Source organism: Streptomyces sp. NPDC107562 (assembly GCF_055657325.1).
On sequence record NZ_JBVKBE010000003.1, the window covers coordinates 687,229 to 710,449 of the forward strand.

A 23,221-nucleotide genomic window follows, 5' to 3' on the forward strand; every position below is an offset into this window, starting at 1 on the left:
AGCTCTCCGCGTTCGCCGACGAGGTCACCCGGGTGGCCCGTGAGGTGGGCACCGAGGGAAGCCTCGGCGGCCAGGCACACGTGCGGGGCGTCTCGGGCACCTGGAAGGACCTCACCGACAACGTCAACGTGATGGCCTCGAAGCTGACGAGCCAGGTCCGCTCCATCGCCCAGGTCGCCACGGCGGTCGCGCGCGGCGACCTGTCGCAGAAGATCACCGTCGAGGCCAAGGGCGAGGTCGCCGCCCTCGCGGACGTCATCAACACGATGGTCGACACGCTGTCCGCGTTCGCCGACGAGGTCACCCGGGTGGCCCGTGAGGTGGGCACCGAGGGGCGCCTCGGCGGCCAGGCCCAGGTGCCGAACGTGGCGGGCACCTGGAAGGACCTCACCGACAACGTCAACTCGATGGCCAACAACCTCACCGGCCAGGTCCGCAACATCGCCCTGGTCACGACCGCGGTGGCCAGGGGCGACCTGTCCAAGAAGATCGACGTCGACGCGCGCGGCGAGATCCTGGAGCTGAAGACGACCATCAACACGATGGTCGACCAGCTCTCCGCGTTCGCCGACGAGGTCACCCGGGTGGCCCGTGAGGTGGGCACCGAGGGGCGCCTCGGCGGCCAGGCCGAGGTGGAGGGCGTCTCCGGCACCTGGAAGCGGCTGACCGAGAACGTCAACGAGCTGGCCGGCAACCTGACCCGGCAGGTCCGTGCGATCGCCGAGGTGGCCAGCGCCGTCGCCGAGGGCGACCTGACCCGGTCCATCACCGTGGAGGCCTCCGGCGAGGTCGCCGAGCTCAAGGACAACATCAACTCCATGGTGGAGTCCCTGCGCGAGACGACCATGGCCAACCAGGAGCAGGACTGGCTCAAGACCAACCTGGCGCGGATCGCCGGCCTCATGCAGGGCCACCGCGACCTGCCCGTCGTGGCCGAACTGATCATGGACGAGCTGGTGCCGCTGGTCTCCGCCCAGTACGGCGCCTTCTACCTCGCCGAGGACCGCGCGCAGGGCCCCGAGCTGCGGCTCGTCGGCTCCTACGGCCGCCCCGAGGACGACACGCGGCCCGACCGCATCCCCTTCGGCCGCTCCCTGGTCGGCCAGGCCGCCCGCAGCCGCCGCACGATCTCGGTCGATCAGCTGCCGCCGGACTACGTGACCATCTCCTCCGGCCTCGGCCGGACCGTGCCGAGCGCCCTGCTCCTGCTGCCGATCCTCTTCGAGGACCAGGTCCTCGGCGTCATCGAGCTGGCCTCCGTCACGTCCTTCACCCCGATCCACCAGGACCTGCTGGAACAGTTGCGCGAAACCATCGGCGTCAACGTCAACACGATCGTGGCCAACGCCCGTACCGACGAGCTGCTCGGTGAGTCGCAGCGACTGACGGCCGAACTCCAGGTCCGCTCGGCGGAGTTGCAGGCGCAGCAGGAGGAGCTGCAGCGCTCCAACGCCGAACTGGAGGACAAGGCCTCGCTGCTGGCGACCCAGAACCGCGACATCGAGGCGAAGAACCTCCAGATCGAGCAGGCCCGGCAGGAACTGGAGGCGCGGGCGCAGCAGCTGGCGCTGGCCTCGAAATACAAGTCGGAGTTCCTCGCGAACATGAGCCACGAGCTGCGCACCCCGCTCAACAGCCTGCTCATCCTCGCCCAGTTGCTCGCCCAGAACCCCTCGCGCAACCTCACCCAGAAGCAGGTCGAGTACGCGGGCATCATCCACTCCGCAGGCTCCGACCTGCTCCAGCTGATCAACGACATCCTCGATCTGTCCAAGGTCGAGGCCGGGAAGATGGACGTCGCCCCGGAGCGGGTGTCGCTGCGCCAGCTCATCGAGTACGTCGAGGCCACCTTCCGGCCCATGACGACGCAGAAGGGCCTGGAGTTCACGGTCACCACCTCGCCGGGTGCGCCCGGCGACCTGCTGACCGACGACTCCCGCCTGCGTCAGGTGCTGCGCAACCTGCTCTCCAACGCGGTGAAGTTCACCGAGCAGGGCGGCGTGGAGCTGCTCATCCAGCCGGCCGCGGACGAGGAGGTGCCCGAGGGGGTCGTCAAGGGCGGCGCCGTGGTCGCGTTCCGCGTGAAGGACACCGGGATCGGGATCCAGGAGCAGCAACTGGAGTCCATCTTCGGCGCCTTCCAGCAGGCGGACGGCACCACCAGCCGCAAGTACGGCGGCACCGGCCTCGGCCTGTCCATCACGAGGGAGATCGCCCACCTGCTCGGCGGCGCGGTCTCCGTCGACAGCACGCCCGGCCGGGGCAGCACCTTCACCCTGTATTTGCCGGTGACCCGGCCCGACTTCGAGGCGCTGGCCGGCCGGTTCCCGGAGAAGCCGGCGGAACTGCCCGCGGCGACCACCTCCCTCGACACCCCGGAGACCGCTCCCCGTCCGGGCGTTGCCGGGCGGGGACCGCGCCGACGCCGGCTGCTCGTCGTGGAGGAGCGGCCCCGGGGCCTGCTGACCCTGGTCGCCGAGAGCGTCGTCGCGGACGTGGTCCGGCACGGCGCGGACGAGGCGGTGCCGCGGCCCGACGTGGACCTGATCACCGCCGTCGGCGCGCAGGAGGCGGCCGGGGCGCTGGCCGCGGAACCCTGCCACTGCGTCGTCCTCGACCTGGACATGCCGGACGACGAGGCCACCCGGTTCCTGGAGGCGCTCCAGGGCGACTCGGCCCTCGCCGACGTGCCCGTACTGGTGCACAGCAGCCACCGTCCGGACGTGGCGCGGGCCTGGGCGTTGCGCTCCCACGCGGACGACGGGGCGCTGGAGTTCCTCTCCAGCCTCGACGAACTGCGCGAGCGCATCGCACTGCACCTGTCCGCCGAGGAGCCCGGGGACGTCCTGACCCTGGTGCGGGCGGAGGAGCCGCAGAACCTCGCCTCGCCCGTCGTCGACCGCTCCTTCGCCGGCCGCACCGTGCTGGTCGTCGACGACGACGCGCGCAACCTCTTCGCGCTCAGCGGCATCCTGGAGCTGCACGGCTTCCGGGTGCTGCACGCGGAGGACGGCCGCAAGGGCATCGAGACGCTCGTGGACAACCCGGACGTGTCCCTGGTGCTGATGGACGTGATGATGCCGGAGATGGACGGATACACGGCCACCGCCGAGATCCGCAGGATGCCCCGGTACGCGGACCTGCCCATCATCGCCGTCACCGCCAAGGCGATGCCCGGCGACCGGGAGAAGTCCCTGGCGTCGGGGGCGAGCGACTACGTCACCAAGCCCGTCGACACCCATGACCTGATCACCTGCGTACGGCGCTGGCTGGCCCCCTGAGCGCGCCGCAGCCCGCCCCCGCGGCCCGTGGGGGCGGGCCCGGCCAGTCCGTCCGCGCCCCAGGGGCCGCCCGCCGAGGAGCACGCACATCGTGAGCACGCCCGACCAGCCTTCCGACCAGCCCACCGACCGGTCCCTCGGGACGCCGGGCGCCGAGCCGCCGTCCCGGACGGCCGCCTCCGGCGCCGCGCCGCCGGCGGGCCCGGCACCGGCCGGTGCCGCCGGGGACGACGACCCCGCGACCTCCCCCGTCGGCAGGCTGGCCGCCACCGTCGAGCGGCTGCGGCGCGAGGTGCGCGCGGCGCAGGCCGAGGCGGAGGGCCGGGCCCTGGTCGAGCTCGCCAAGGGCATCCTGGTCGAGCGGCTCGGATGCGGCCCGGCGCAGGCCGCCCGGCAGCTCGCCGAACTCACCGAGCAGGCCCGGGTGACGCCGCTGGAGTTCGCCGTCGAGGTCATCAACCAGGCCGCCCGCGACCGGATGTCGGAGGTCACGGACGCCTTCCTCGCGGCCGCCAACGGCGCCGGCCCGGTGGAACGCGACACGGCCGCCGTACGGTTGCGCGCCGCCGAGAGCGGGGCGCTCGCCGCCTCCGACGCGCAGGCCGTCGCCGACTCGCTGCTGGAGCACGCGCTGCGCCCGCTGGGCGCGGTCGCCGTGGCGGTGTGGGCCGCGGGCGCCGACGGCTCCCTGACGCTGGCGGGCAGCGCCGGCTTCTCCCCGGCGGAGGCCGCCCGCTGGCGCTACGTACCGCCGGACGTGGCGACGGTGGCGCGCCGAGGGCTCGTCGAGCGCAGCGGCCAGTGGTTCACCTCGCCGGCGGGGGCCGGACTGCCCACGATCGGGCGGCACCCGTACCCCGAGGGCGGCCGGGTGGCCGTGCCGGCGGGCACCGGAGGGCGCATCCACGGCGTCCTGGAGATCGCCTGGCCGGGGCCGCTGGAGCCGCAGCCGCCCCAGGTGGTCCGCCAGGTCGAGGCCCTCGCGGAGCTGTGCGCGCACACCCTGGAGACCTACCCGCCGCACCCCGAGGCGGCCCAGGAGCCGCGGATCCTTCCCGACGCCGCGGAACTCTCCGACCTCGCCGACGGGTTGTACGACCCGGCCCTGGTCCTCGTGCCGCAGGTCGACGACTCCGGGCAGCTGGTCGACTTCCGCATCCAGCACGTCAACACCCGCTTCCTCGACCCCGCGGGCCGGCCCCGCGCGGTGGTGAGCGGCGCGCTGCTGCTGGAGGCGTACCCGATGACGGCCGGGGACAGCGAACTGTTCCAGCGCATCGAGCGGGTCTACGCCACCGGCGAGCCGTTCCGCGCGCGGCGCATGCATCTGACCGCGCTGGTGGACCAGGTGCCGCTGTCGGCGGTGGCGGACATCAGCATCAGCCGGCACGCGGGCAGCGTGCTGCTGATCTGGCGGATCGAGGACGAGACGGCACGGCTGGCGAGCCTGCTCCAGCACGCCCAGCGGCTCGGCCGCATCGGCGGCTTCGAGGAGAACCTGCTGACCGGCCAGATCACCTGGAACAGCCAGATGTTCGACCTGTACGGCCGCTCCCTCACCACCCCGCCGGTGCCGTTGGAGGACCTCCCCGCCCACGCCCACCCGGACGACGCGGTGGCCATCGGCCGGTTCCTGCGCACGCTGCTGCACCACCGGCGGCCCGCCACCGCCGCCTTCCGGCTGCAACGGCCCGACGGGGTCAACCGGCACATCCGGATCGTCGCCGAGCCGGTGCTCGACACCGACGGCCGGCTGTTCGTGCTGCGCGGGGCATGCCAGGACATCTCGGCCCAGCACTGGACGGAGGTGGCGCTGGCGGCCACCCGTGACCAGCTCGCCCACACCGAGCAGCAGGCCGCCGAACGCAACCGGCTCACGCTCCAGTTGCAGCACGCCATCATGCCCCCGGAACAGGCCCCGCTGCAGATGCCCGGCCTGGAGATCGCGGTGCGCTACCGCCCGGCGGAGACCGAGCAACTGGTGGGCGGCGACTGGTACGACGCCGTGGTGCTGCCCTCGCGGCGCGTGCTGCTGTGCGTGGGAGACGTGGCCGGTCACGGCATAGAGGCCGCGACGAGCATGGTCGTGCTGCGCAACGCGCTGCGGGGCCTCGCGGTCACCGGCGCCGGACCGGGGCAGCTGCTGTCCTGGCTCAACATCGTGGCGCACCACCTCACCGGCTCGGTCACCGCGACCGCGGTGTGCGCCCTGTACGACCCGGAGCGGCGGACCCTGCGCTGGGCAAGGGCGGGTCATCTGCCGCCCGTGCTGGTGCGCGACACGGAGGCCACGCCGCTGCCGCTGGTCAAGGGCATCCTGCTGGGCGCCGTTCCGGAGGCGGCGTACGAGGAGGCCGAGGTGCAGCTCGCGGCCGAGGACACGCTGCTGATGTACACCGACGGCCTGGTCGAACGCCGGGACCGCTCCGTGGAGGAGTCGCTGACCCACCTGCTCACGACGGCCCGCACGGCGCCGAGGACCCTGGACCAGCAACTCGACCGGCTCCTGACGTACAGCAGGTCGGACACGGACGACGACACGTGCCTGGTGGGTGTCCGCGTCGACTAGTGCCGCGTCCGCCAAAGTTCGCCCCGTCGCGACGCGGCACCAGCGAGGCCCACGGCGGCCGTCACAGGTCGCCGCGGCACTCCCGCAGCAGCTCCTCGGTACGCTGCGCCGACGCGGCGTGCGTGCTCATGTGGTCCAGCACCTCCAGATGGGCTGAGACCTCGCCGCGGGAGTCGAGGTACAGCGCGCCGCTCAGGTACTCGGTGAAGACCATGTCCGGCAGTTCCGGTTCGCCGAAGCGGAACAGCGAGAAGGGCGCGTAGGTGCCCGGGTGCGGGCCTCGGGCGAACTCGGCGATCTGAAGGGTGATCCGGTCGCTCTCGGCGGCCTCCAGCAGCCGGTCGAGCTGCTCGCCCATGACCTCGCGGCGGGTGCTCACCGGGCGGCGCAGGACCGTCTCGTCCATGACCACCCACAGGTGCGGAGGGTCGGACCCGCGCAGCAGCTCCTGTCGCGCCATGCGCAGCGAGACGTGCCGTTCGATGGTCTCCTCACCGCCGGACTGCCCTATCGTCCCGGCCTGGAGCACGGCACGGGCGTAGTCCTCGGTCTGGAGCAGTCCGGGCACGAAGTGCGGCTCGTAGGAGCGGATCAGCCGGGCGGCGCCCTCCAGACTGACGAACAGGCTGAACCAGTCGGGCAGCACGTCGCTGAACCGCTGCCACCAGCCGGGCCGGTTCGCCTCCTCGGCGAGCGCGACGAACGCCGCCACCTCGTCCTCGGGGATGCCGTAGGCCGGCAGCAGGATCTGGAGGTAGGGGATCCGGAGCGCGACCTCGGCCGTCTCCATCCGCCGCACCGTCGCCGGGGCCACCCGCAGCACCAGGGCGGCCTCCTCGCGCCGGAGCCCGGCCGCCTCACGCAACTCCTGCAGCCGTTTCCCCAGCACCACCTGGCCCACGGTGGGCGCGGCCCGCCGCTCACTCACGCCACGCCTCCCCTACGCGCCGAAAGCACGCGTGCAGTCTGTCATGTTCCGCTTGGGCGCACACGGGCGCGGTCGTGCGTCCCGCGCCACAACCACGGGCGCGGCATGACGTCCGGGGCAATCGACCCGGCCGTCCGCGCGCGCCATCGTGGTCGTACCGGGTGCCGGACCGGCGCACTCCGGCCCGGCACCCGGTTCACGGCCCGACTCGACCTCGACGGAGGGTGATCCGCCATGTCCGCGACCCAGCTCGCCGCTCTCGCCCGCACCACCGGACCGCAAGCCGCCCTCCGCCGCTTCCTCGCCCTGGACGCGGTGGTGACCGGGGCCAACGGCGTCGCCTACCTGGCCGCCTCCGGGCCGCTCGGGCGGCTCCTCGGCGTGGACCCCGGGCTGTTGGCCGTCCTCGGCGCGGTGCTCGTGGTCTACGCGGGCGGTGTCGCACTGCTCGCGCTGCGGCCCCGTCCCGCGGCGCTGCCCGTACGGGTGGTGATCGACATCAACCTGGCCTGGGCGGCGGTCAGCCTCCTCGCCCTCGCGCTGTGGCTCACGCCCAGCACGGCGGGCGCGGTGTGGGGCGTGCTCCAGGCTCTCGTGGTGGCCGCGTTCGCGGGACTCCAGTTCGCCGCGCTGAGGGCACGTCAGGGCATAGTCGAGTGAAGGTACTTGACCGTCGCCGGGTCGGCCGGGAGCAGCGTCTCGATGGCCAGCTCGGCGACCGTCACGTCCAGGGGCGTGTTGAACGTCGAGATCGACGAGACGAACGACAGCACCCTGCCCTCGTGCTCGATCCGCAGGGGCAGCGCGAAGTAGGGCACGGGCCCGGCCGGTTCGGCGACCGGTGCCGGGTCGGGGGCCGGATAGGCGGTCACCTCGTCGTACAGCTCGCGCAGCGCCGCCGAGCGGTGGAGCGCGAGCTGCCGCTCCATCTGGGCGAGCAGATGTCCGCGCCATTCGGGGAAGTTGCGGATCCGCGGTGCCAGACCCTGGGGGTGCAGCGTCAGCCGCATCACGTTCGGCGGCATGGCGAGCAGGGACTCCGGCAGGCCCTCCAGCAGCATGGTGACGCCCCGGTTGGCGGCCAGCACGTCGTACGTCGCGTCCACCACCAGCGCCGGGTACGGCTCGTAGCCCTGGATCAGCCGTTCCATGCCCTCTCGCAGGGCCTCCAGCGCCGGGTCGTCCAGCGGGGTCTGCGGATAGCGGGGCGCGTAACCGGCCGCCAGCAGCAGCGCGTTGCGCTCCCGTACGGGCACGTCCAGGTGTTCCGCCAGCTTCAGCACCATCTCCTCGCTGGGGCGCGAGCGGCCCGTCTCGACGAAGCTGATGTGCCGTGCCGAGGAGCCCGCGCGCAGCGCCAGTTCGAGCTGGCTGACCCGTCGCCGCTCCCGCCAGGCCCGCAGCAGCGGGCCGACGCCCCGGCCGGCGGGGACGACCGGGGACGTGCCGTGCGCGGAGGGGGGAAGGGTCATACGCAAGACGGTAGTCGAGCGGACGTTGCGGCGCGCTCCCGCCTCCCGCCTCCCGCCTCCCGCCGGCCGCGCCGACCAGGGGCGGGACCGCCCGCCTGTGGCACGCTGAAGGGGTACGCGACGTCCATGGAGGGAGACCGCTCATGCCCGTCGAAGCGCTGTCGCGCGAGGAGATCGAGGACCGGCTGGAAGCACTGCCCGGCTGGTCGCTCGACGGCGACCGGCTCACCCGCTCCTACCGGCTCGCCTCGCACTTCGCCGCGGCGGCCCTGGTCGTGCACATCGCGCAGGTCCAGGAGGAGCTCGACCACCACTCCGACCTGACCCTCGGCTACCACTCCGTCGACCTCACGGTGACCACGCACAGCGTGGGCGGCAAGGTCACCGCGCTGGACTTCGGGCTCGCGGAGCGGGTGGAGGCCCTCGCCCCGGCGCACGGTGCCCGCTGAGCGCACGGTGCTGGACTACACCGAGGAGGCCGAGGGCTACGACGTCTCCCGCGGCGGCGAACCCAGGGCGGCCGCCGCCGCGGAGGGCGTGCTGCGTCTCGTGCCGGACAGGGCGCGCAGCCTGCTGGACGTGGCGTGCGGCACCGGCATAGTGACCCGGCGGCTCGCCGCCTCCCGGGCCGGACTGCGCGTGACGGGCGCCGACCTGACGTACGCGATGGCCCGGCGCGCCGCGAGCCGCCTGCCCGGCACCGTCGTGCTCGCCGACTGCCGCCGACTGCCCTTCCGCAGCGGGGAGTTCGACGCCGTCGCCAGTGTGTGGTTGCTGCATCTGCTGCGGCGGCCCGAGCACATCCGGGCGGCCGTGGCCGAGTCCGCCCGGGTGCTGAGGCCGGGCGGGGTCTATGTGACCACGGTGGACAAGGCGGCCGCCCACAACGTGGGCAGTGACATCGATGCCGTTCTCGCCTCCCGCCCCCGCACCCTCTTCCTCGACACCTCGCGGGCCGTCGCGTCGTACGCCGCCGAGCAGGGGCTGCTGCCCGCGGGACTGACCCGCTTCCCGGGCCGGGGCCAGGGCCGCAGTCCCCGCCGTACCATCGCCGACCTGCACCGCGGCTGGTTCGTGACGCTCCCGCCCGGCCACCCGCTCGCCGAGGTCTACGCCGCCCGCCTCGCCGCGCTGCCCGACCAGGACCGCCCCCGCCCCGACCCGTGGTTCACCCTGCGTGCCTTCCGCAAGGCCGGGTGAGCGGGCGGGCACGCGGAGCCGGCCGGCCGCCGTGATCCTTTGCCGCTTCGGCAACGGACCTTGCGCTTCGCGGGGCCGTCGTCGCACCCTGGCGGCATCCGGAGGAGAGGCTGACCCCCATGGCGCACGACCACCACACCGCACACCGGCACGAGCAGCGGCACGGTCACCACCACGACCACGCCGAGGTCGACTGGTCCGAGATGGCCCCGCACCTGGAGGAGGGCGCGGAGCTGTTCTCGCCCCTGTACGAACGGGCGCTCGCCTGGCTGGCGAAGCAGCAGACCGCCCCGGGCCTGGTCGTCGACGCCGGCAGCGGCCCCGGCGTCGTCTCCGGCCTGCTCGCCGAGACCTTCCCGGGTGCCCGCATCGTCGCCGTCGACGGCTCCGAACCGCTGCTCGCCCGGGCCGGCGAGCGCGCCGCGCGTCTGGGCTTCGCCGACCGGTTCGGGACCCTGGCCGGTGAGCTGCCCGGCGTACTGGACGACCTGGACTACCCCGCCGATCTGCTGTGGGCGAGCCGCAGCCTGCACCACATCGGCGACCAGCGGGCCGCCCTGGCCGCCTTCGCGGGGCGGCTGGCGCCCGGCGGGACGCTGGCGATCGTGGAGGGCGGCCTGCCGACGCGGTTCCTGCCGCGCGACATCGGGATCGGCCGCCCCGGGCTCCAGGCCCGGCTGAACGCGATCGAGGAGGAGTGGTTCAACGACATGCGCGCGGCACTGCCCGGCACGGTCGAGGAGACGGAGGACTGGCCGGCCCTGCTGACCGCCGCGGGTCTGACACACCTCCGCAGCCGCAGCTTCCTGCTCGACCTGCCCGCACCGGCGACCGACCGGGCCCGCGGCTACGTCGCCGCCACCCTCACCCGTACCCGTGAGGCGGTAGCCGAGCGCCTGGACGCCACCGACCTCGCCACCCTCGACCGCCTCCTCGACCCCGACGACAAGGCGAGCGTCCACCACCGGCCCGACTTCTTCCTGCTGACGGCGCAGACGGTGCACGCGGCGAGCAGGCCCCTGTAGCGCCCAGGACCCCTTGACCTGGAGCGCGCTCCAGGTGATGGACTCCCGGCACGCATCGGGAACGACAGGGGGTACGTCATGAAGGAGTCCCAGGTCGCGCTCATCACGGGTGGCGGCAGTGGCATAGGCGCAGCGGTGGCGCGGCGTCTGCTGGACGCCGGGCACCGGGTGGCCGTGACGGGGCGGGGGGAGGAGCGGCTGCGCGCCTTCGCCGAGGAACTCGGGCGCCCCGAGGAGCTGTTGACCCTCGCCGGGAACGCCGCCGACCACGAGGACGTGCGGGCCGCGGTCGAGGCGACACTCAAGGAGTTCGGGCGGCTGGACACCGTGGTGGCCAACGCCGGGTTCGCCACCCATGACACGGTGGCCGAGGGCGACCCGTCCGGCTGGGCCGAGATGGTGCTGACCAACGTGCTCGGACCGGCGCTGCTGATCCGTGCCTGCGTCGACGCGCTGAGGCGGACGCAGGGGAGGATCGTGCTCGTCGGCAGCGTCGCCGGGTTCGTGCCGACGCCGGGCAACCTCTACGGGGCGACCAAGGCGGCGGTGACCGCCCTCGCCGAGAACACCCGGCGGCAGGTCACCGCCTGGGGGGTCGGGGTCACGCTGATCGCTCCGGGACGGGTGGAGACGCCGTTCTGGGACGAGTACGGGAGCCTGCCGCCGGGGCGTCTGCTGACCGCCGGCCAGATCGCCGACTCCGTCGTCTGGGCGATCCGGCAGCCCGAGGGCGTCGACGTCAACACGGTCGTCGTGCGGCCCCTCGGGCAGCCGAACTGATCCGCACGGCGAGGCGCCCCGGAACCTCGACGGTTCCGGGGCGCCTCGCCGTGGCCGCGGAAACGATCCCGGTCAGCCCGCGTCGAACGTGGCCGGGTCCGGGCCCAGCCGGCGGTCCTCGTTCAGCGCGCTGATCGCCGCCACGTCCTCGGTGTCCAGGCTGAAGTCGAAGACCTCGATGTTCTCCGCGATCCGCGACGGCGTCACGGACTTCGGGATCACCACGTTGCCCAGCTGGAGGTGCCAGCGCAGCACGACCTGGGCGGGCGTGCGGTTGTGCTTCTGGGCGATGGCCACGATCGCCGGGACCTCCAGCAGGCCTCGGCCCGACCCCAGCGGGGACCAGGCCTCGGTGGCGATGCCCCGCTCCGCGTGGAACTCCCGGGCGGCGTGCTGCTGGAGATGCGGGTGCAGCTCGATCTGGTTGACGGCGGGGACGACCGACGTCTCGGCGATCAGCCGCTCCAGGTGCTCCGGCAGGAAGTTGGAGACGCCGATCGCCTTGATCCGGCCGTCGGACTGCAGCTTCTCGAACGCCTTGTACGTGTCGACGAACAGGCCCTTGGCGGGAAGAGGCCAGTGGATCAGGTAGAGATCCACGTAGTCGAGGCCGAGCTTTTCGAGGGAGACGTCGAAGGCGCGCAGGGTGGCCTCGTACCCCTGGTCGCCGTTCCAGAGCTTGGTCGTGACGAAAAGCTCCTCGCGAGGGACGCCGGAGGCGCCGATGGCCCGTCCGGTGCCCTCTTCGTTGCCGTAGATCGCCGCTGTGTCGATGCTGCGGTACCCGGTCTCCAGCGCCGTGGCGACCGCGCGCTCCGCCTCGTCGTCCGGCACCTGCCAGACGCCGAAGCCCAGCTGGGGCATCTCGACGCCGTTGTTGAGGATGATCGGGGGGACCTTGCTGCTCACGAGCTCTCGATCCTTCGGTTGTCGTCAGGTGGTACTGACATCGTCAACGATCACGGCCCGGGATGCATTCCTGACGCGAAAATGACCGGAAGCCGCCTCAGGTGCCGTACAGCGCCTCGACCTCCTTGGCGTACGCCTTCTCGATCGCCCGGCGCTTCAGCTTCAGCGAGGGCGTGAGCAGCCCGTGCTCCTCGGTGAAGGGCTGCGCCAGGATCCGGAAGGTGCGGATCGACTCCGCCTGCGAGACGAGCGTGTTCGCGGCGACCACGGCCCGGCGGACCTCCATCTCCAGATCCGGGTCGCGCACCAGCTCGGCCGGGGTGAGCCGGGGCTTGTTGCGCATCTGGAGCCAGTGCTCGACGGCCTCCTGGTCGAGAGTGACCAGGGCGGCCACGAAGGGGCGGTCGTTTCCGACGAGGATGCACTGGGCGACCAGGGGATGGTCTCGGACCCGCTCCTCCAGCAGGCCCGGGGCCACGCTCTTGCCGCCGGAGGTCACGAGGATCTCCTTCTTGCGGCCGGTGATCGTGAGGAAGCCGTCCTCGTCGAGGGCGCCCAGGTCGCCGGTGGCCAGCCAGCCGTCATGCAGGGTCTCGTCGGTGGCCTTGGGATTGTTGAGGTAGCCCTGGAACAGCGTGGGGCCGCGCAGCCAGACCTCGCCGTCGTCGGCGATGTGCACGGTGACGCCCGGGACGGGCTGCCCGACCGTGCCGTAGCGGGTGCGCTCGGGCGGATTGGCGGTGGCGGCCGCGGTGGACTCGGTCAGGCCGTACCCCTCGTAGATCTGCACGCCCGCGCCCGCGAAGAACAGACCGAGCCGCCGGTCCATCGCCGAGCCGCCGGACATGGCGTGCCGCACCCGGCCGCCCATCGCGGCACGGACCTTGGCGTAGACGAGCTTGTCGAACAGCTGGTGCTGCATGCGCAGCCCCGCCGACGGTCCGGGCCCGATGCCCCACGCCTTCTCCTCGACCGCGTCCGCGTAGCGCACGGCGACGTCGACGGCCTTCTCGAAGGGCCCCGCCTTGCCCTCCCGCTCCGCCTTGCGGCGCGCCGCGTTGAACACCTTCTCGAAGATGTACGGCACCGCCAGGAAGAACGTCGGCCGGAAGGCGGCCAGGTCCGGCAGCAGGGCGGCCGCGTTGAGCTGCGGCTGGTGGCCGAAGCGGACCCGGCCGCGGATCGCGGCCACCTCCACCATCCTGCCGAACACGTGCGCGAGCGGCAGGAAGAGCAGGGTGGCCGCCTCGTCGCCGCGCCGGGAGTGGAACACCGGCTCCCAGCGCTCGATGACGGTGTCCGCCTCGTACATGAAGTTGCCGTGCGAGATGACACAGCCCTTGGGGCGGCCCGTGGTGCCGGAGGTGTAGATGATGGTGGCGACCGAGTCCGGGGTGACCGCCTTGCGATGCCGGTGCACCACCTCGTCGTCCAGGTGCGCGCCCACGTCGTACAGCTCGTGGACGGCGCCCGAGTCGAGCTGCCACAGCCGGCGCAGCCTCGGCAGCCGGTCGATGACGGTGGCGATGGTCATCGCGTGGTCCTCGTGCTCCACGATCGCGGCCGTGACCTCGGCGTCGTACAGCATCCAGTAGCACTGCTCCGCCGACGACGTCGGATAGACCGGCACCACCTGCGCCCCGATCGTCCACAGCGCGAAGTCGAACAGCGTCCACTCGTAGCGGGTGCGGGACATGATGGCGACCCGGTCGCCGAACCGTATGCCCTCGGCGAGCAGGCCCTTGGCCAGGGCCAGGACCTCGTCGCGGAACTCGGCCGACGTCACGTCCCGCCAGCGTCCGGCGTCGTCCTTGCGGCCGAGCGCGATGTGCAGCGGATCGTGCTCGGCGTACTCGAAGACGACGTCGGCCAGGCCGCCCACGGGGGGCGCCAGCGCCAACGGAGGATTGGTGAACTCGCGCAAACCCGCTCCCCGCTCTCTGTGACGGTTCCCTGTGACGCCCGCACAGGCCGTGAAAGCTACCCCACGGCCCCCGATTCCTGACGGTGGAGTAAGTTCCGGCAGCGTAATCTCCACGGAATCTGTACGAGCCACTTACCGTGCCGGGCCTCAGCGCCTGTGCAGCCGCTCGCCCGCCGCCAGGACGGCCGCCGCCAGGGCGTCCGCCGGGCCCTGGGAGACGGCGCGGCGACGGCCGTGCACCAGGACGAAGTCGACCTTGCCGAGTTCGGGCAGGCCGAGACGGTCCGGGACGCGGACCAGGCCCGGCGGGACGAAGCCCTGGGAGTGGGCCATCACGCCGAGGCCCGCGCGGGCGGCGGCGATCAGTCCGTTCAGGCTGCCGCTGGTGCAGGCGACGCGCCACGCGCGGCCCTGGCGCTGCAAGGCCTCCAGGGCGAGGGCGCGGGTGATGCCCGGCGGGGGATAGACGATCAGGGGGACCGGCCGTTCCGGGTCCAGACGCAGGCGTTCCGCGCCGATCCACACCAGGCGGTCGCGCCACACCAGCTCACCGCGCGGGTCCTCCGGTCGCCGCTTGGCGAGGACCAGGTCCAGCTTCCCCGCGGACAACTGCTCGTGCAGGGTGCCCGAGAGCTCCACGGTCAGCTCCAGGTCGACCTCGGGGTGATCGTGCCGGAAGCCCTCCAGGATCTCCGGGAGCCGGGTGAGCACGAAGTCCTCCGAGGCGCCGAAGCGCAGCCGGCCGCGCAGCCGGGTACCCGTGAAGAACGCCGTGGCGTGCTCGTGCACCTCCAGGATCCGGCGCGCGAAGCCGAGCATCGCCTCGCCGTCCTCCGTCAGCTCCACGGAGTGCGTGTCCCGGCTGAAGAGCTGCCGTCCGGTCGCGTCCTCCAGCCGACGCACGTGCTGGCTCACCGTGGACTGGCGCAGCCCGAGCCGGCGCCCGGCCTGGGTGAAGCTGAGCGTCTGGGCGACGGCCAGGAAGGTGCGCAGGTGGGAGGGGTCGTACACGGAGCCATCGTAACGCGGTCATCGCGATACGTGATGACAGTCAGAGTGGTATGCCGGATTCACGATCGGCAGGTGAGGGAGGACCATGGAGCGGGGACCCGTGACCCCTACAGGTCCTGAGTCAAGAGCTAAGTGGAGCACCGTGAAACGCCTGCGTTGGCCGTCCTGGATGCCGATCGACCCGTACGTCCTGCTGTTGCTCGGGACGGTGGGACTCGCGGCACTCCTCCCGGCCCGGGGTGCGGGCGCCGACGTGGCCTCCGGCGCCGCCACCGCGGCGATCGCCTTCCTCTTCTTCCTCTACGGCGCTCGGCTGTCCACCCGCGAGGCCCTGGACGGGCTGAAGCACTGGCGGCTCCATGTCACCGTCCTGGCCTGCACCTTCGTGGTGTTCCCGCTGCTCGGGCTGGCCGCGCGCGGTCTGGTCCCGGTGTTCCTCACGCACTCCCTGTGGACCGGACTGCTCTTCCTCACGCTGGTCCCGTCGACCATCCAGTCCTCGATCGCGTTCACCTCGATCGCCCGGGGCAACGTGCCCGCCGCGATCTGCGCCGGCTCCTTCTCCTCGCTCGCGGGCATCGTGATCACGCCGCTGCTCGCGGCGTCGCTGCTGGGCGGCGGTACGGGCGGGTTCCAGGCCGACGCGATCATCAAGATCGTGTTCCAGCTGCTGGTGCCGTTCCTCGCCGGGCAGCTGCTGCGGCGCTGGATCGGCGGCTTCGTCGCCCGCCACCGCAAGGGCCTCGGCCACGTGGACCGCGGCTCGATCCTCCTCGTCGTGTACACCGCGTTCAGCGAGGGCATGGTCCACGGCGTCTGGCACCAGGTCAGCCCCGCCCGGCTGGCCGGGCTGCTGGGCGTGGAGGCGGTGCTCCTGGCGGTGATGCTCGCCCTGACCTGGTACGGCTCCAAGGCCCTCGGCTTCGGCCGGGCGGACCGCATCGCCATCCAGTTCGCCGGGTCGAAGAAGTCGCTGGCGTCCGGGCTGCCCATGGCGAGCGTGCTGTTCGGCGCGCAGGCCGCGCTCGCCGTGCTGCCGCTGATGCTCTTCCACCAGATGCAGCTGATGGTGTGCGCGGTGATCGCCAAGCGCCGCTCCCACGACCCGCGTGAACCGCTCACGGCACCGGCTTCAGCCGCAGCGTCACGAACCGTGGTCGGTACAGGCTCACGTTCCCGCTGATCGCCGCCGCCGCGCCGGTCGTCTCCAGCCAGTTGACGTCGTAGCTGAGCACGAGCCGCCCCTGGCCGCCGAGGTCGGGGTGCGCCTGCGGGTTGTACGCGGCGACCCCGCCGGACGGCAGGGGCGGGCTGAAGCCGCCCGTCGGCCCGTGCCAGGGCCCGGTGGGGGAGCAGGCCCAGTACGCCGTCACCGTGCCGAGGCCGGCCGCGCCCGCCGCCATGGTGAACAGCACGTAGGTGTCCCCGTCCCGCACCACCGAGAACGCGCTGCCCACCCCGACGCGCCGGCCGTCGCCGAGCACCGGGGCCGGACGGGTCCCGGTGACCCACTCGGAGCCGTTCCAGTACTCCCAGGCCGCCGGGTCCCCGAGCCCGCCGTCCGGCACCCGCGCCACGTACGCCGACGACACGGGGCGGGACACGGCCTGCCGGTCGTCGCCGCCGAAGACGTAGCTCCAGCCGTCCCGTGCCACCAGCGTCGTGCCGAACAGCACCCGGCGGGACGGGTCCGGCACCGTCCGCTGGTCGGACACCGTGGTGACGGACTCGACCCGCAGGTCCGGCAGGGACAGGGTGGCGACCTCGGTGGCGAGCGGCACCCCGTAGATCCACGGCGCCCCACCGGCCGCGCGGGTCCACAGCAGCACCCGCACGACCCGCTCCGTCGCGCCGGGGGAGCGGGGCTCGACCCGGGCGGCGACGGGCCATCGCCACTGCCCGCCCGCCGGTTCGGGGAAGAGGGGCGCGGGGAGCGTCCTCGCCAGCCGGCCCCCCGACATCACCACCGCCGAGTTGCGCACCATCGGCGCGGTGGTCTCGCGCCAGGCGTACGACTCGCCGGACGGGTTCGGCGGGGGGTGCACGGGGCCGAGGAAGGTGTCGGAGAACAGCCACAGCACCCGGCCGTCGGGCAGCTTCAGCGAGTGGGTGCCGTCACCGCCGGTCCAGTCGTCGGTGCGGCCGGCGTCGTCGCCGTAACGCGCGAACTCGCCGGTGAGCGCGGCGTCCGCCGACCACGAGGCGACCGTTCGGCCCGTGCACGCGCGGCCGCCCTCCTGGTCGCCGTCCGGGAGGGCGGTGAGCAGCACGGTCGCGAGGCCCAGGGCCAGCAGCAGTGCGGCCCAGGTTCCCGTGCGCTGTCGTGCTCGTCGTCGGTCGGGCACGCTCCGCGACGTTATCGGGCGGCGGTCACCTGGTCCATGGGCAGCCACAGGATGTTGCCGAACCAGGGCCCGGTGTGGGTGGTGCGGAGCCGCTCGATCTCCTCGTCGGACAGGTCCGTGTCCCAGACGCGGACCTCGTCGAGCGCGCCCGTGAAGAAGGCCCGGCTGTCCATGCGCTGGCCGATGTGCACCCCGAAGGGCGAGTTGCGGCTCACCGAACCGGGCACGTCCTCGGTGCTGATCGCGGTGCCGTCGATGAACAGGGTCAGTTGACCACCGCCGCGACGCAGCGCGAGGTGGTGCCACTTGCCGTCGTTGTACGCCCCGTTCGTGGACACGGCGGCCGAGTTGACGGTCCGCACCCCCTCCCTGGTGGTGATCAGCCCGCGCACCCGGTTGCTCGCCGGCTCGGCGCGCAGCCAGACCTGTGGCTGGCTCGTGCCCACCCCGCCCATCCACAACAGCGGCTGCTCGCCCGTGGTGGCCGTGTAGCGGAACCACAGGGAGGCGGTGAAGTCCCCGTCGCCGAGCGGCAGTTCCTCGCGGTACGGCAGCCGCACGGCATCGTCGGCGCCGTCGAAGGCGACCGCGTTGTTCAGCACGCCGGCGGTGGTCGAGGCGCCGCCGAGGACGCTCGCCCCGGGGGCGAGCAGGGCGCGGTCGTCGGTGGTCGGGTCGGCGCCGCGGCGCGGCGTGAGCCACTCCTCGTTGAAGCGGGCGAAGCGGATCTCGTCGCGGGCGTCGACCGTGCCGGCCTCGTACATCAGGCCGACGGTGGTGCCCGAGACGTCCACCAGATCGGAGTAGCCGGCCCAGTCGCGGGAGACGACCGTGCCGCGGTCCACGCTGTCCCAGGTCTCGCCGTCGTCGTAGGAGGAGCGGATCATCATGGTCCGGCGGCGGTCGGGGTCGCCCGGGCAGGCCAGCAGGAGCCGGTCGCCGAGGCGCAGGGTGGCGCCCTGGACCTGGGGGGCGTAGAGGTCGGGGAGGGACGCGAAGCGGCCCTTGAAGGTCTGGCCGCCGTCGCCGCTGACCACCTGGGAGCGATGGCCGAGTTCCGTGCCCTCCTGTTCCCGGCCGCTGACCAGGATCGTGCCGTCGGAGCGCTCGGTCATGGTGATCTCGGAGGGCTTCTGGCCGAAGGTGCCGTCGGCGGACAGCGGCCAGGAGTCGGTGGCGCCGATCCGCCAGGTGGTGCCGCCGTCGTCGCTGAGGACGAGCGCGGCGTGGTTCGCGGTGACCCGGTTGCCGTCCCAGGTCTCGGTGTTGACGCCGAAGACCAGCCGTCCGGCGTGGGCGCCCTGGGTGAGCTGGATGCCGTGCACGGGGCCGGTGGCGTACCAGGAGTTCCAGTGCGCGGGCAGGATCTGCGGGCCGAGGTCGCGCGGGCTGGACCAGGTGGCGCCGTCGTCGTCGCTGTGCTGCAGATGGGGGACACGGTCGCAGGGGACGTCGCAGTGCTCGCTGTCGGGACGGCCCGTGTTGTACGTCTGCGCCAGCAGGATCCGGCCCGTCTCCCGGTCCACCACCGGGGTGGGGTTGCCGTGCGTGTCACCGCCGCCGTCGTTGACGACCTGCAACGGCCCCCAGGTGCGGCCGCCGTCGGTGGAGCGCTTCAGCACGATGTCGATGTCCGTCGCGTCCCCGCAGTTGAGGACCCGTCCCTCGGCGAACGCGAGCAGGGTGCCCTTGGTGGTCCGGACGACCGCCGGAATCCGGAAGCAGGCGTAACCCGGGTCCTGCGAGGCCTTGAAGAGGACCTGCTCGTCGAAGAGCGGTGCGGCCGCGGCGGGTTGGGCGTGGGCGGGGCCCGGGAGGGCGGCGGCAGCCGTCAGGACGGCGCCCGCGGTGAGGGTGACTCTCAGACGTGAGCGGAGTCGAGACGGCATGAATGACCCTTCATTTGTCAGAACATCTGGACATCCCACGTCCAACCTATGCGCCACAGACGGTAGTTGCCGCAGCGACACACCGCAACCAGCGGGGTCGGGGCAACGGGGGTGGCGGTCAGGTGACCTGATGGAGTGTCAGCAGGTGCGGCGGAAGGGTACGCCGCATCGGCCGCGGGGCGCGGCGGGTCGGATCGGGCCTCCTGAGTTCGTTGGAGTTCCCAACGATAAATCAGTTCGTGAGGAAATCCGAGGAATTGCGCACTACGTCGGATTCATGGCTGAGGCGGGACCCCTGCGGCGCAGGGGGCGCTCCCCGCCGTTCGGGGCCCCGCCGCCGTGTCGCGGGGTGCCGTCAGCCCTGTGCGGCCGCGGTCCGCAGAGCGATGCGGTCCTCGCCCGCGTACACGTTCATGGAGCTGCCCCGCAGAAAGCCCACCAGGGTCAGCCCGGTCTCCTGGGCCAGGTCCACCGCCAGCGACGAGGGCGCCGAGACCGCCGCCAGCAGCGGGATGCCCGCCATCACGGCCTTCTGCGCCAGCTCGAAGGAGGCCCGGCCCGAGACCAGCAGGATCGTGCGGGACAGCGGCAGGCCGCCGTTCTGCAGGGCGCGGCCGACCAGCTTGTCGACCGCGTTGTGCCGGCCCACGTCCTCCCGGACGTCGAGCAGCTCGCCCGCCTCGTCGAACAGCGCCGCGGCGTGCAGACCCCCGGTCCGGTCGAAGACCCGCTGGGCGGCGCGCAGCCGGTCGGGGAGGTCCGCGAGCAGCTCGGGCTCGACGCGGACCGGGGGAGTGTCGGCGATGGGCCAGCGGGCCGTGGTCCGCACCGCGTCCAGGCTGGCCTTCCCGCACAGCCCGCAGGACGAGGTCGTGTAGACGTTGCGTTCGAGCGTGATGTCGGGGATCGCCACCCCGGGCGCCGTCTGCACGTCCACCACGTTGTACGTGTTCGAGCCGTCCACGGTGGCGCCCGCGCAGTAGACGATGTTCCGCAGGTCGCTCCGCTCGCCGAGTACGCCCTCGCTGACGAGGAACCCGGCCGCGAGCGCGAAGTCGTCGCCGGGGGTGCGCATGGTGATCGCGAGCGGTTTGCCGTTCAGGCGGATCTCCAGTGGTTCCTCGGCGACGAGTGTGTCGGGGCGGGTGGAGACCGCCCCGTCCCGGATGCGGATCACCTTGCGTCGTTCCGTGACTCGTCCCATGTCCTGATCAGCCCCGGTTCTGTACGTGCTGGTAGCCGAAACGGCCCTTGATGCAGAGGTTGCCGTGGGTCACCGGGTTGTCGTGCGGCGAGGTGACCTTGACGATCTCATTGTCCTGCACATGGAGCGTGAGGTTGCAGCCCACTCCGCAGTAGGCGCAGACCGTCGTCGTCTCCGTCTGCTGCGACTCGTCCCACGTACCCGCCGCGCGCATGTCGAACTCGGACTTGAACGACAGCGCCCCCGTCGGGCAGACCTCGATGCAGTTCCCGCAGTACACGCACGCCGAATCGGTGAGCGGGCCGTCGTGCTCGACCGCGATCCGGGCGTCGAAACCGCGGCCCACGACGGAGATCGCGAAGGTGTTCTGCCACTGGTCGCCACAGGCGTCGACGCACTTGTAGCAGAGGATGCACTTGTCGTAGTCACGGACGTACAGGTCGTTGTCGATCCGGGGTTCCTCGTCGAGGCGGGCGGCGTCCGGGCCGAAGCGGTCCGGCTTCGCCTCGTACTCCTTCAGCCACCCCGCCACCTCGGGTGTGGTCGACAGGTCGACCGAGGAGGCGAGGAGCTCCAGGACGATCTTGCGGCTGTGCCGGGCGCGCTCGGTGTCCGTGTGGACCGTCATACCGGGCTCCGCCTTGCGCGAGCAGGCCGGTACGAGGGTCCGGGAGCCCTCGACCTCGACCATGCAGACCCGGCAGGCGTTCTTGGGCGTCAGCGTGTCGCCCTGACACAGGGTGGGGATGTCCTTCCCGGCCGCCCGGCATGCGTCCAGGACGGTCGAGCCCTCCGGGACCCTGGCCTCCTGCCCGTCGACGGTGAACTCGACCAGCCGGCGCGGCACACCCAGTGGTATCGCGGTCATTCGTATGCCCCCAGACGGTCGATGGCGGATTCCACGGCGTTCCAGGCGGTCTGTCCCAGACCGCAGATCGAGGCGTCCCGCATCGCGCGGCCGACCTCTCTGAGCAGGGCGATGTCGCCCGCGGCGGCGGCTCCGGTGCGCTCCGCGATCCGGTGCAGCGCCTCCTCCTGCCGCACGGTGCCGACCCGGCACGGCACGCACTGCCCGCACGACTCGTCGCGGAAGAACTCGGCGATGCGCAGCAGCAGCCGGGGCAGCGGCACCGTGTCGTCGAAGGCCATCACGACACCCGAGCCGAGCGTGGTGCCGGCCTCACGGGTGCCTTCGAAGGTGAGCGGGATGTGCGTCTCGTCGGGCCGCACGAAGCCGCCCGCCGCGCCACCGAGCAGGATCGCGCGCAGCCCGCCGCGCACACCCGCCAGCTCCAGCAGCTCGCCCAGCGTCGCGCCGAACGGCAGCTCGTAGATCCCGGGCCGCGCCACGCTGCCCGACACGCAGAACAGCTTCGGGCCGGTGGAGGCCTGCGTGCCGATGGCCGCGTACGCCGGGGCACCCATCGTCAGGATCGGCAGGACGTTGACCAGCGTCTCGACGTTGTTCTCCACGGTGGGCTTGCCGAACAGGCCCTTCTCCACCGGGAAGGGCGGCTTCGAGCGCGGCTCGCCCCGGTAGCCCTCGATCGAGTTGAACAGGGCCGTCTCCTCGCCGCAGATGTACGCGCCCGCGCCCCGCCGGATCTCGATGTCGAAGGCGTATCCCTGGCCCAGGACGTCCTCGCCCAGCAGACCGCGCGCGCGTGCCTGGGCGAGGGCGTGCTCCAGCCGGTGCAGGGCGCGCGGGTACTCGCCGCGCAGGTAGAGGTAGCCGTGGTGGGCGCCGGTGGCGTACCCGGCGATGGTCATCGCCTCCACCAGCGCGTACGGGTCGCCCTCCATGAGCACCCGGTCCTTGAAGGTGCCCGGCTCGGACTCGTCGGCGTTGCAGACGACGTAGTGCGGGTGGTCCGGCTGGGACGCCGTGGCCTGCCATTTGCGGCCGGTGGGGAAGGCGGCGCCGCCGCGTCCGACCAGGCCCGAGTCGGTGACCTCGCGGATCACTCCGGCGGGTCCGAGTTCGAAGGCGCGCCGCAGGGCGGCGTAGCCGCCGTGGGCGCGGTAGTCGTCGAGCGAGGCGGGGTCCACCACGCCGATCCGCCGCAGCAGCACCAGATCGGGTGATCCGGCCTGCGGCACGGCCAGCGCGGCCGGCGGCTCCTGCGACGCCGCGTCGGGCGAGGTCGCGGCGAGGACGGCCGCGTCGACGGTCGCCGGCGCGGACACCGCCGTACGGACCGGCTCGCCGGCCTTGACGGCGAGCGCGGCCGGGGCGCGTTCGCACAGGCCGAGGCACGGGGAGCGCTCGAGGTGGACGCCGGGACCGAGGCGGGCCTCGATCCCGGCGCACAGCTCCTGCGCTCCGGCGGCCGCGCAGGCGAGGTCCGTGCAGACGTGCAGCACGGTCGCCGGACGCGGCTTCACCGAGAACATCGCGTAGAAGGTGGCCACCCCGTACGCCTCCGCCGGCGGCACCGTCAGCCGCCGGCACAGGTAGTCCAGGGCGCCGTCGCTGATCCAGCCGATCCGGTCGTTGATCGCGTGCAGCCCCGGCAACAGCAGGTCGCGGCGGTCGCGTGCCTCCCGGCCGCCCCGCGCCCACCGCAGGTCGGCGTCGGAGCGGTCGGCCCCCTCCCACGAGGACTCGGGCGGACCGAGCAGGGCGTCGACGGCCGCCCGTTCGTCGTCCGTCGGTTTGCTGTCACCGAAGTGCAGGTCCACTT

Annotated in this window: 18 protein-coding genes; 8 read left to right on the forward strand and 10 right to left on the reverse strand. The window is 72.6% G+C overall.

The genetic code is table 11. The features are described from left to right. Together ACZ7LV_RS13295 and ACZ7LV_RS13300 are read left to right on the forward strand one after the other, a co-directional pair. A partial coding sequence (locus tag ACZ7LV_RS13295; RefSeq protein ID WP_471938817.1) for a response regulator occupies positions 1-3,281 on the forward strand: 3,281 nt, incomplete at its 5' end. 91 nt (positions 3,282-3,372) lie between these two features. After that, the gene (locus tag ACZ7LV_RS13300) at positions 3,373-5,850 is read left to right on the forward strand and encodes a PP2C family protein-serine/threonine phosphatase (RefSeq protein WP_471938819.1); all 2,478 of its coding nucleotides are present in this window, start codon (positions 3,373-3,375) and stop codon (positions 5,848-5,850) included. Positions 5,851-5,911: 61 nt separating this feature from the next. Here ACZ7LV_RS13300 and ACZ7LV_RS13305 read toward each other — a convergent pair whose 3' ends face one another. After that, positions 5,912-6,778: a helix-turn-helix domain-containing protein gene (locus ACZ7LV_RS13305; protein WP_471938821.1), complete on the reverse strand. Its 867-nt coding sequence runs from the start codon at positions 6,776-6,778 to the stop codon at positions 5,912-5,914. Between the two features lie 234 nt (positions 6,779-7,012). Between ACZ7LV_RS13305 and ACZ7LV_RS13310 the strand changes: the two genes are divergently transcribed. Continuing rightward, a complete protein-coding gene (locus ACZ7LV_RS13310) occupies positions 7,013-7,438 on the forward strand; it encodes a hypothetical protein (protein WP_471938823.1) in 426 nt (141 codons plus the stop codon). Here the strand turns inward: ACZ7LV_RS13310 and ACZ7LV_RS13315 are convergent. Further along, on the reverse strand, positions 7,420-8,250 hold the full coding sequence (locus tag ACZ7LV_RS13315) for a helix-turn-helix domain-containing protein (RefSeq protein ID WP_471938826.1): 831 nt from the start codon (positions 8,248-8,250) through the stop codon (positions 7,420-7,422). The two genes, ACZ7LV_RS13310 and ACZ7LV_RS13315, sit on opposite strands and share 19 nt — an antisense overlap. Positions 8,251-8,393: 143 nt before the next feature. On the opposite strand from ACZ7LV_RS13315, the gene ACZ7LV_RS13320 reads away from it, so the two are divergent. From ACZ7LV_RS13320 to ACZ7LV_RS13335, 4 genes are all read left to right on the forward strand, one after another. Then, entirely contained in the window at positions 8,394-8,699 is a 306-nt protein-coding gene (locus tag ACZ7LV_RS13320) for a 4a-hydroxytetrahydrobiopterin dehydratase (RefSeq protein WP_471938827.1), read from the forward strand. A gap of 7 nt (positions 8,700-8,706) precedes the next feature. Next, complete coding sequence (locus ACZ7LV_RS13325; RefSeq protein ID WP_471939211.1) at positions 8,707-9,450, forward strand: class I SAM-dependent methyltransferase; 744 nt, start codon at positions 8,707-8,709, stop codon at positions 9,448-9,450. 119 nt (positions 9,451-9,569) lie between these two features. Next, entirely contained in the window at positions 9,570-10,475 is a 906-nt protein-coding gene (locus ACZ7LV_RS13330) for a class I SAM-dependent methyltransferase (RefSeq protein ID WP_471938829.1), read from the forward strand. Between the two features lie 78 nt (positions 10,476-10,553). Then, positions 10,554-11,255, forward strand: coding sequence for an SDR family oxidoreductase (locus ACZ7LV_RS13335; RefSeq protein WP_471938831.1), 702 nt, complete (start codon positions 10,554-10,556; stop codon positions 11,253-11,255). A 72-nt stretch (positions 11,256-11,327) separates the two neighbouring features. On the opposite strand, the gene ACZ7LV_RS13340 is transcribed toward ACZ7LV_RS13335, so the two are convergent. The 3 genes from ACZ7LV_RS13340 to ACZ7LV_RS13350 all read right to left on the reverse strand — a co-directional run bounded on the left by ACZ7LV_RS13340 (position 11,328) and on the right by ACZ7LV_RS13350 (position 15,099). Further along, positions 11,328-12,164 carry an aldo/keto reductase gene (locus ACZ7LV_RS13340; protein WP_471938833.1) on the reverse strand — a complete coding sequence of 279 codons (837 nt, stop codon included), beginning with the start codon at positions 12,162-12,164 and terminating at the stop codon, positions 11,328-11,330. 97 nt (positions 12,165-12,261) lie between these two features. After that, on the reverse strand, positions 12,262-14,088 hold the full coding sequence (locus tag ACZ7LV_RS13345) for an AMP-dependent synthetase/ligase (protein WP_471938835.1): 1,827 nt from the start codon (positions 14,086-14,088) through the stop codon (positions 12,262-12,264). Between the two features lie 147 nt (positions 14,089-14,235). Beyond that, a complete protein-coding gene (locus tag ACZ7LV_RS13350) occupies positions 14,236-15,099 on the reverse strand; it encodes a LysR substrate-binding domain-containing protein (RefSeq protein WP_471938837.1) in 864 nt (287 codons plus the stop codon). 142 nt (positions 15,100-15,241) lie between these two features. On the opposite strand from ACZ7LV_RS13350, the gene ACZ7LV_RS13355 reads away from it, so the two are divergent. After that, positions 15,242-16,282, forward strand: coding sequence for a bile acid:sodium symporter family protein (locus ACZ7LV_RS13355; protein WP_471938839.1), 1,041 nt, complete (start codon positions 15,242-15,244; stop codon positions 16,280-16,282). On the opposite strand, the gene ACZ7LV_RS13360 is transcribed toward ACZ7LV_RS13355, so the two are convergent. From ACZ7LV_RS13360 to ACZ7LV_RS13380, 5 genes are all read right to left on the reverse strand, one after another. Further along, positions 16,218-17,444 carry a hypothetical protein gene (locus ACZ7LV_RS13360; protein ID WP_471938841.1) on the reverse strand — a complete coding sequence of 409 codons (1,227 nt, stop codon included), beginning with the start codon at positions 17,442-17,444 and terminating at the stop codon, positions 16,218-16,220. The genes ACZ7LV_RS13355 and ACZ7LV_RS13360 overlap by 65 nt on opposite strands. A gap of 11 nt (positions 17,445-17,455) precedes the next feature. Then, the gene (locus ACZ7LV_RS13365) at positions 17,456-19,333 is read right to left on the reverse strand and encodes an exo-alpha-sialidase (protein ID WP_471938844.1); all 1,878 of its coding nucleotides are present in this window, start codon (positions 19,331-19,333) and stop codon (positions 17,456-17,458) included. A 355-nt stretch (positions 19,334-19,688) separates the two neighbouring features. Continuing rightward, entirely contained in the window at positions 19,689-20,537 is an 849-nt protein-coding gene (gene fdhD / locus ACZ7LV_RS13370) for a formate dehydrogenase accessory sulfurtransferase FdhD (RefSeq protein WP_471938846.1), read from the reverse strand. A 7-nt stretch (positions 20,538-20,544) separates the two neighbouring features. Then, positions 20,545-21,405, reverse strand: coding sequence for a 2Fe-2S iron-sulfur cluster-binding protein (locus ACZ7LV_RS13375; protein WP_401665894.1), 861 nt, complete (start codon positions 21,403-21,405; stop codon positions 20,545-20,547). Further along, entirely contained in the window at positions 21,402-23,219 is a 1,818-nt protein-coding gene (locus ACZ7LV_RS13380; RefSeq protein WP_471938848.1) for an NADH-ubiquinone oxidoreductase-F iron-sulfur binding region domain-containing protein, read from the reverse strand. Before ACZ7LV_RS13380 ends, ACZ7LV_RS13375 begins: the two co-directional genes overlap by 4 nt. Between the last annotated feature and the right edge of the window lie 2 nt (positions 23,220-23,221).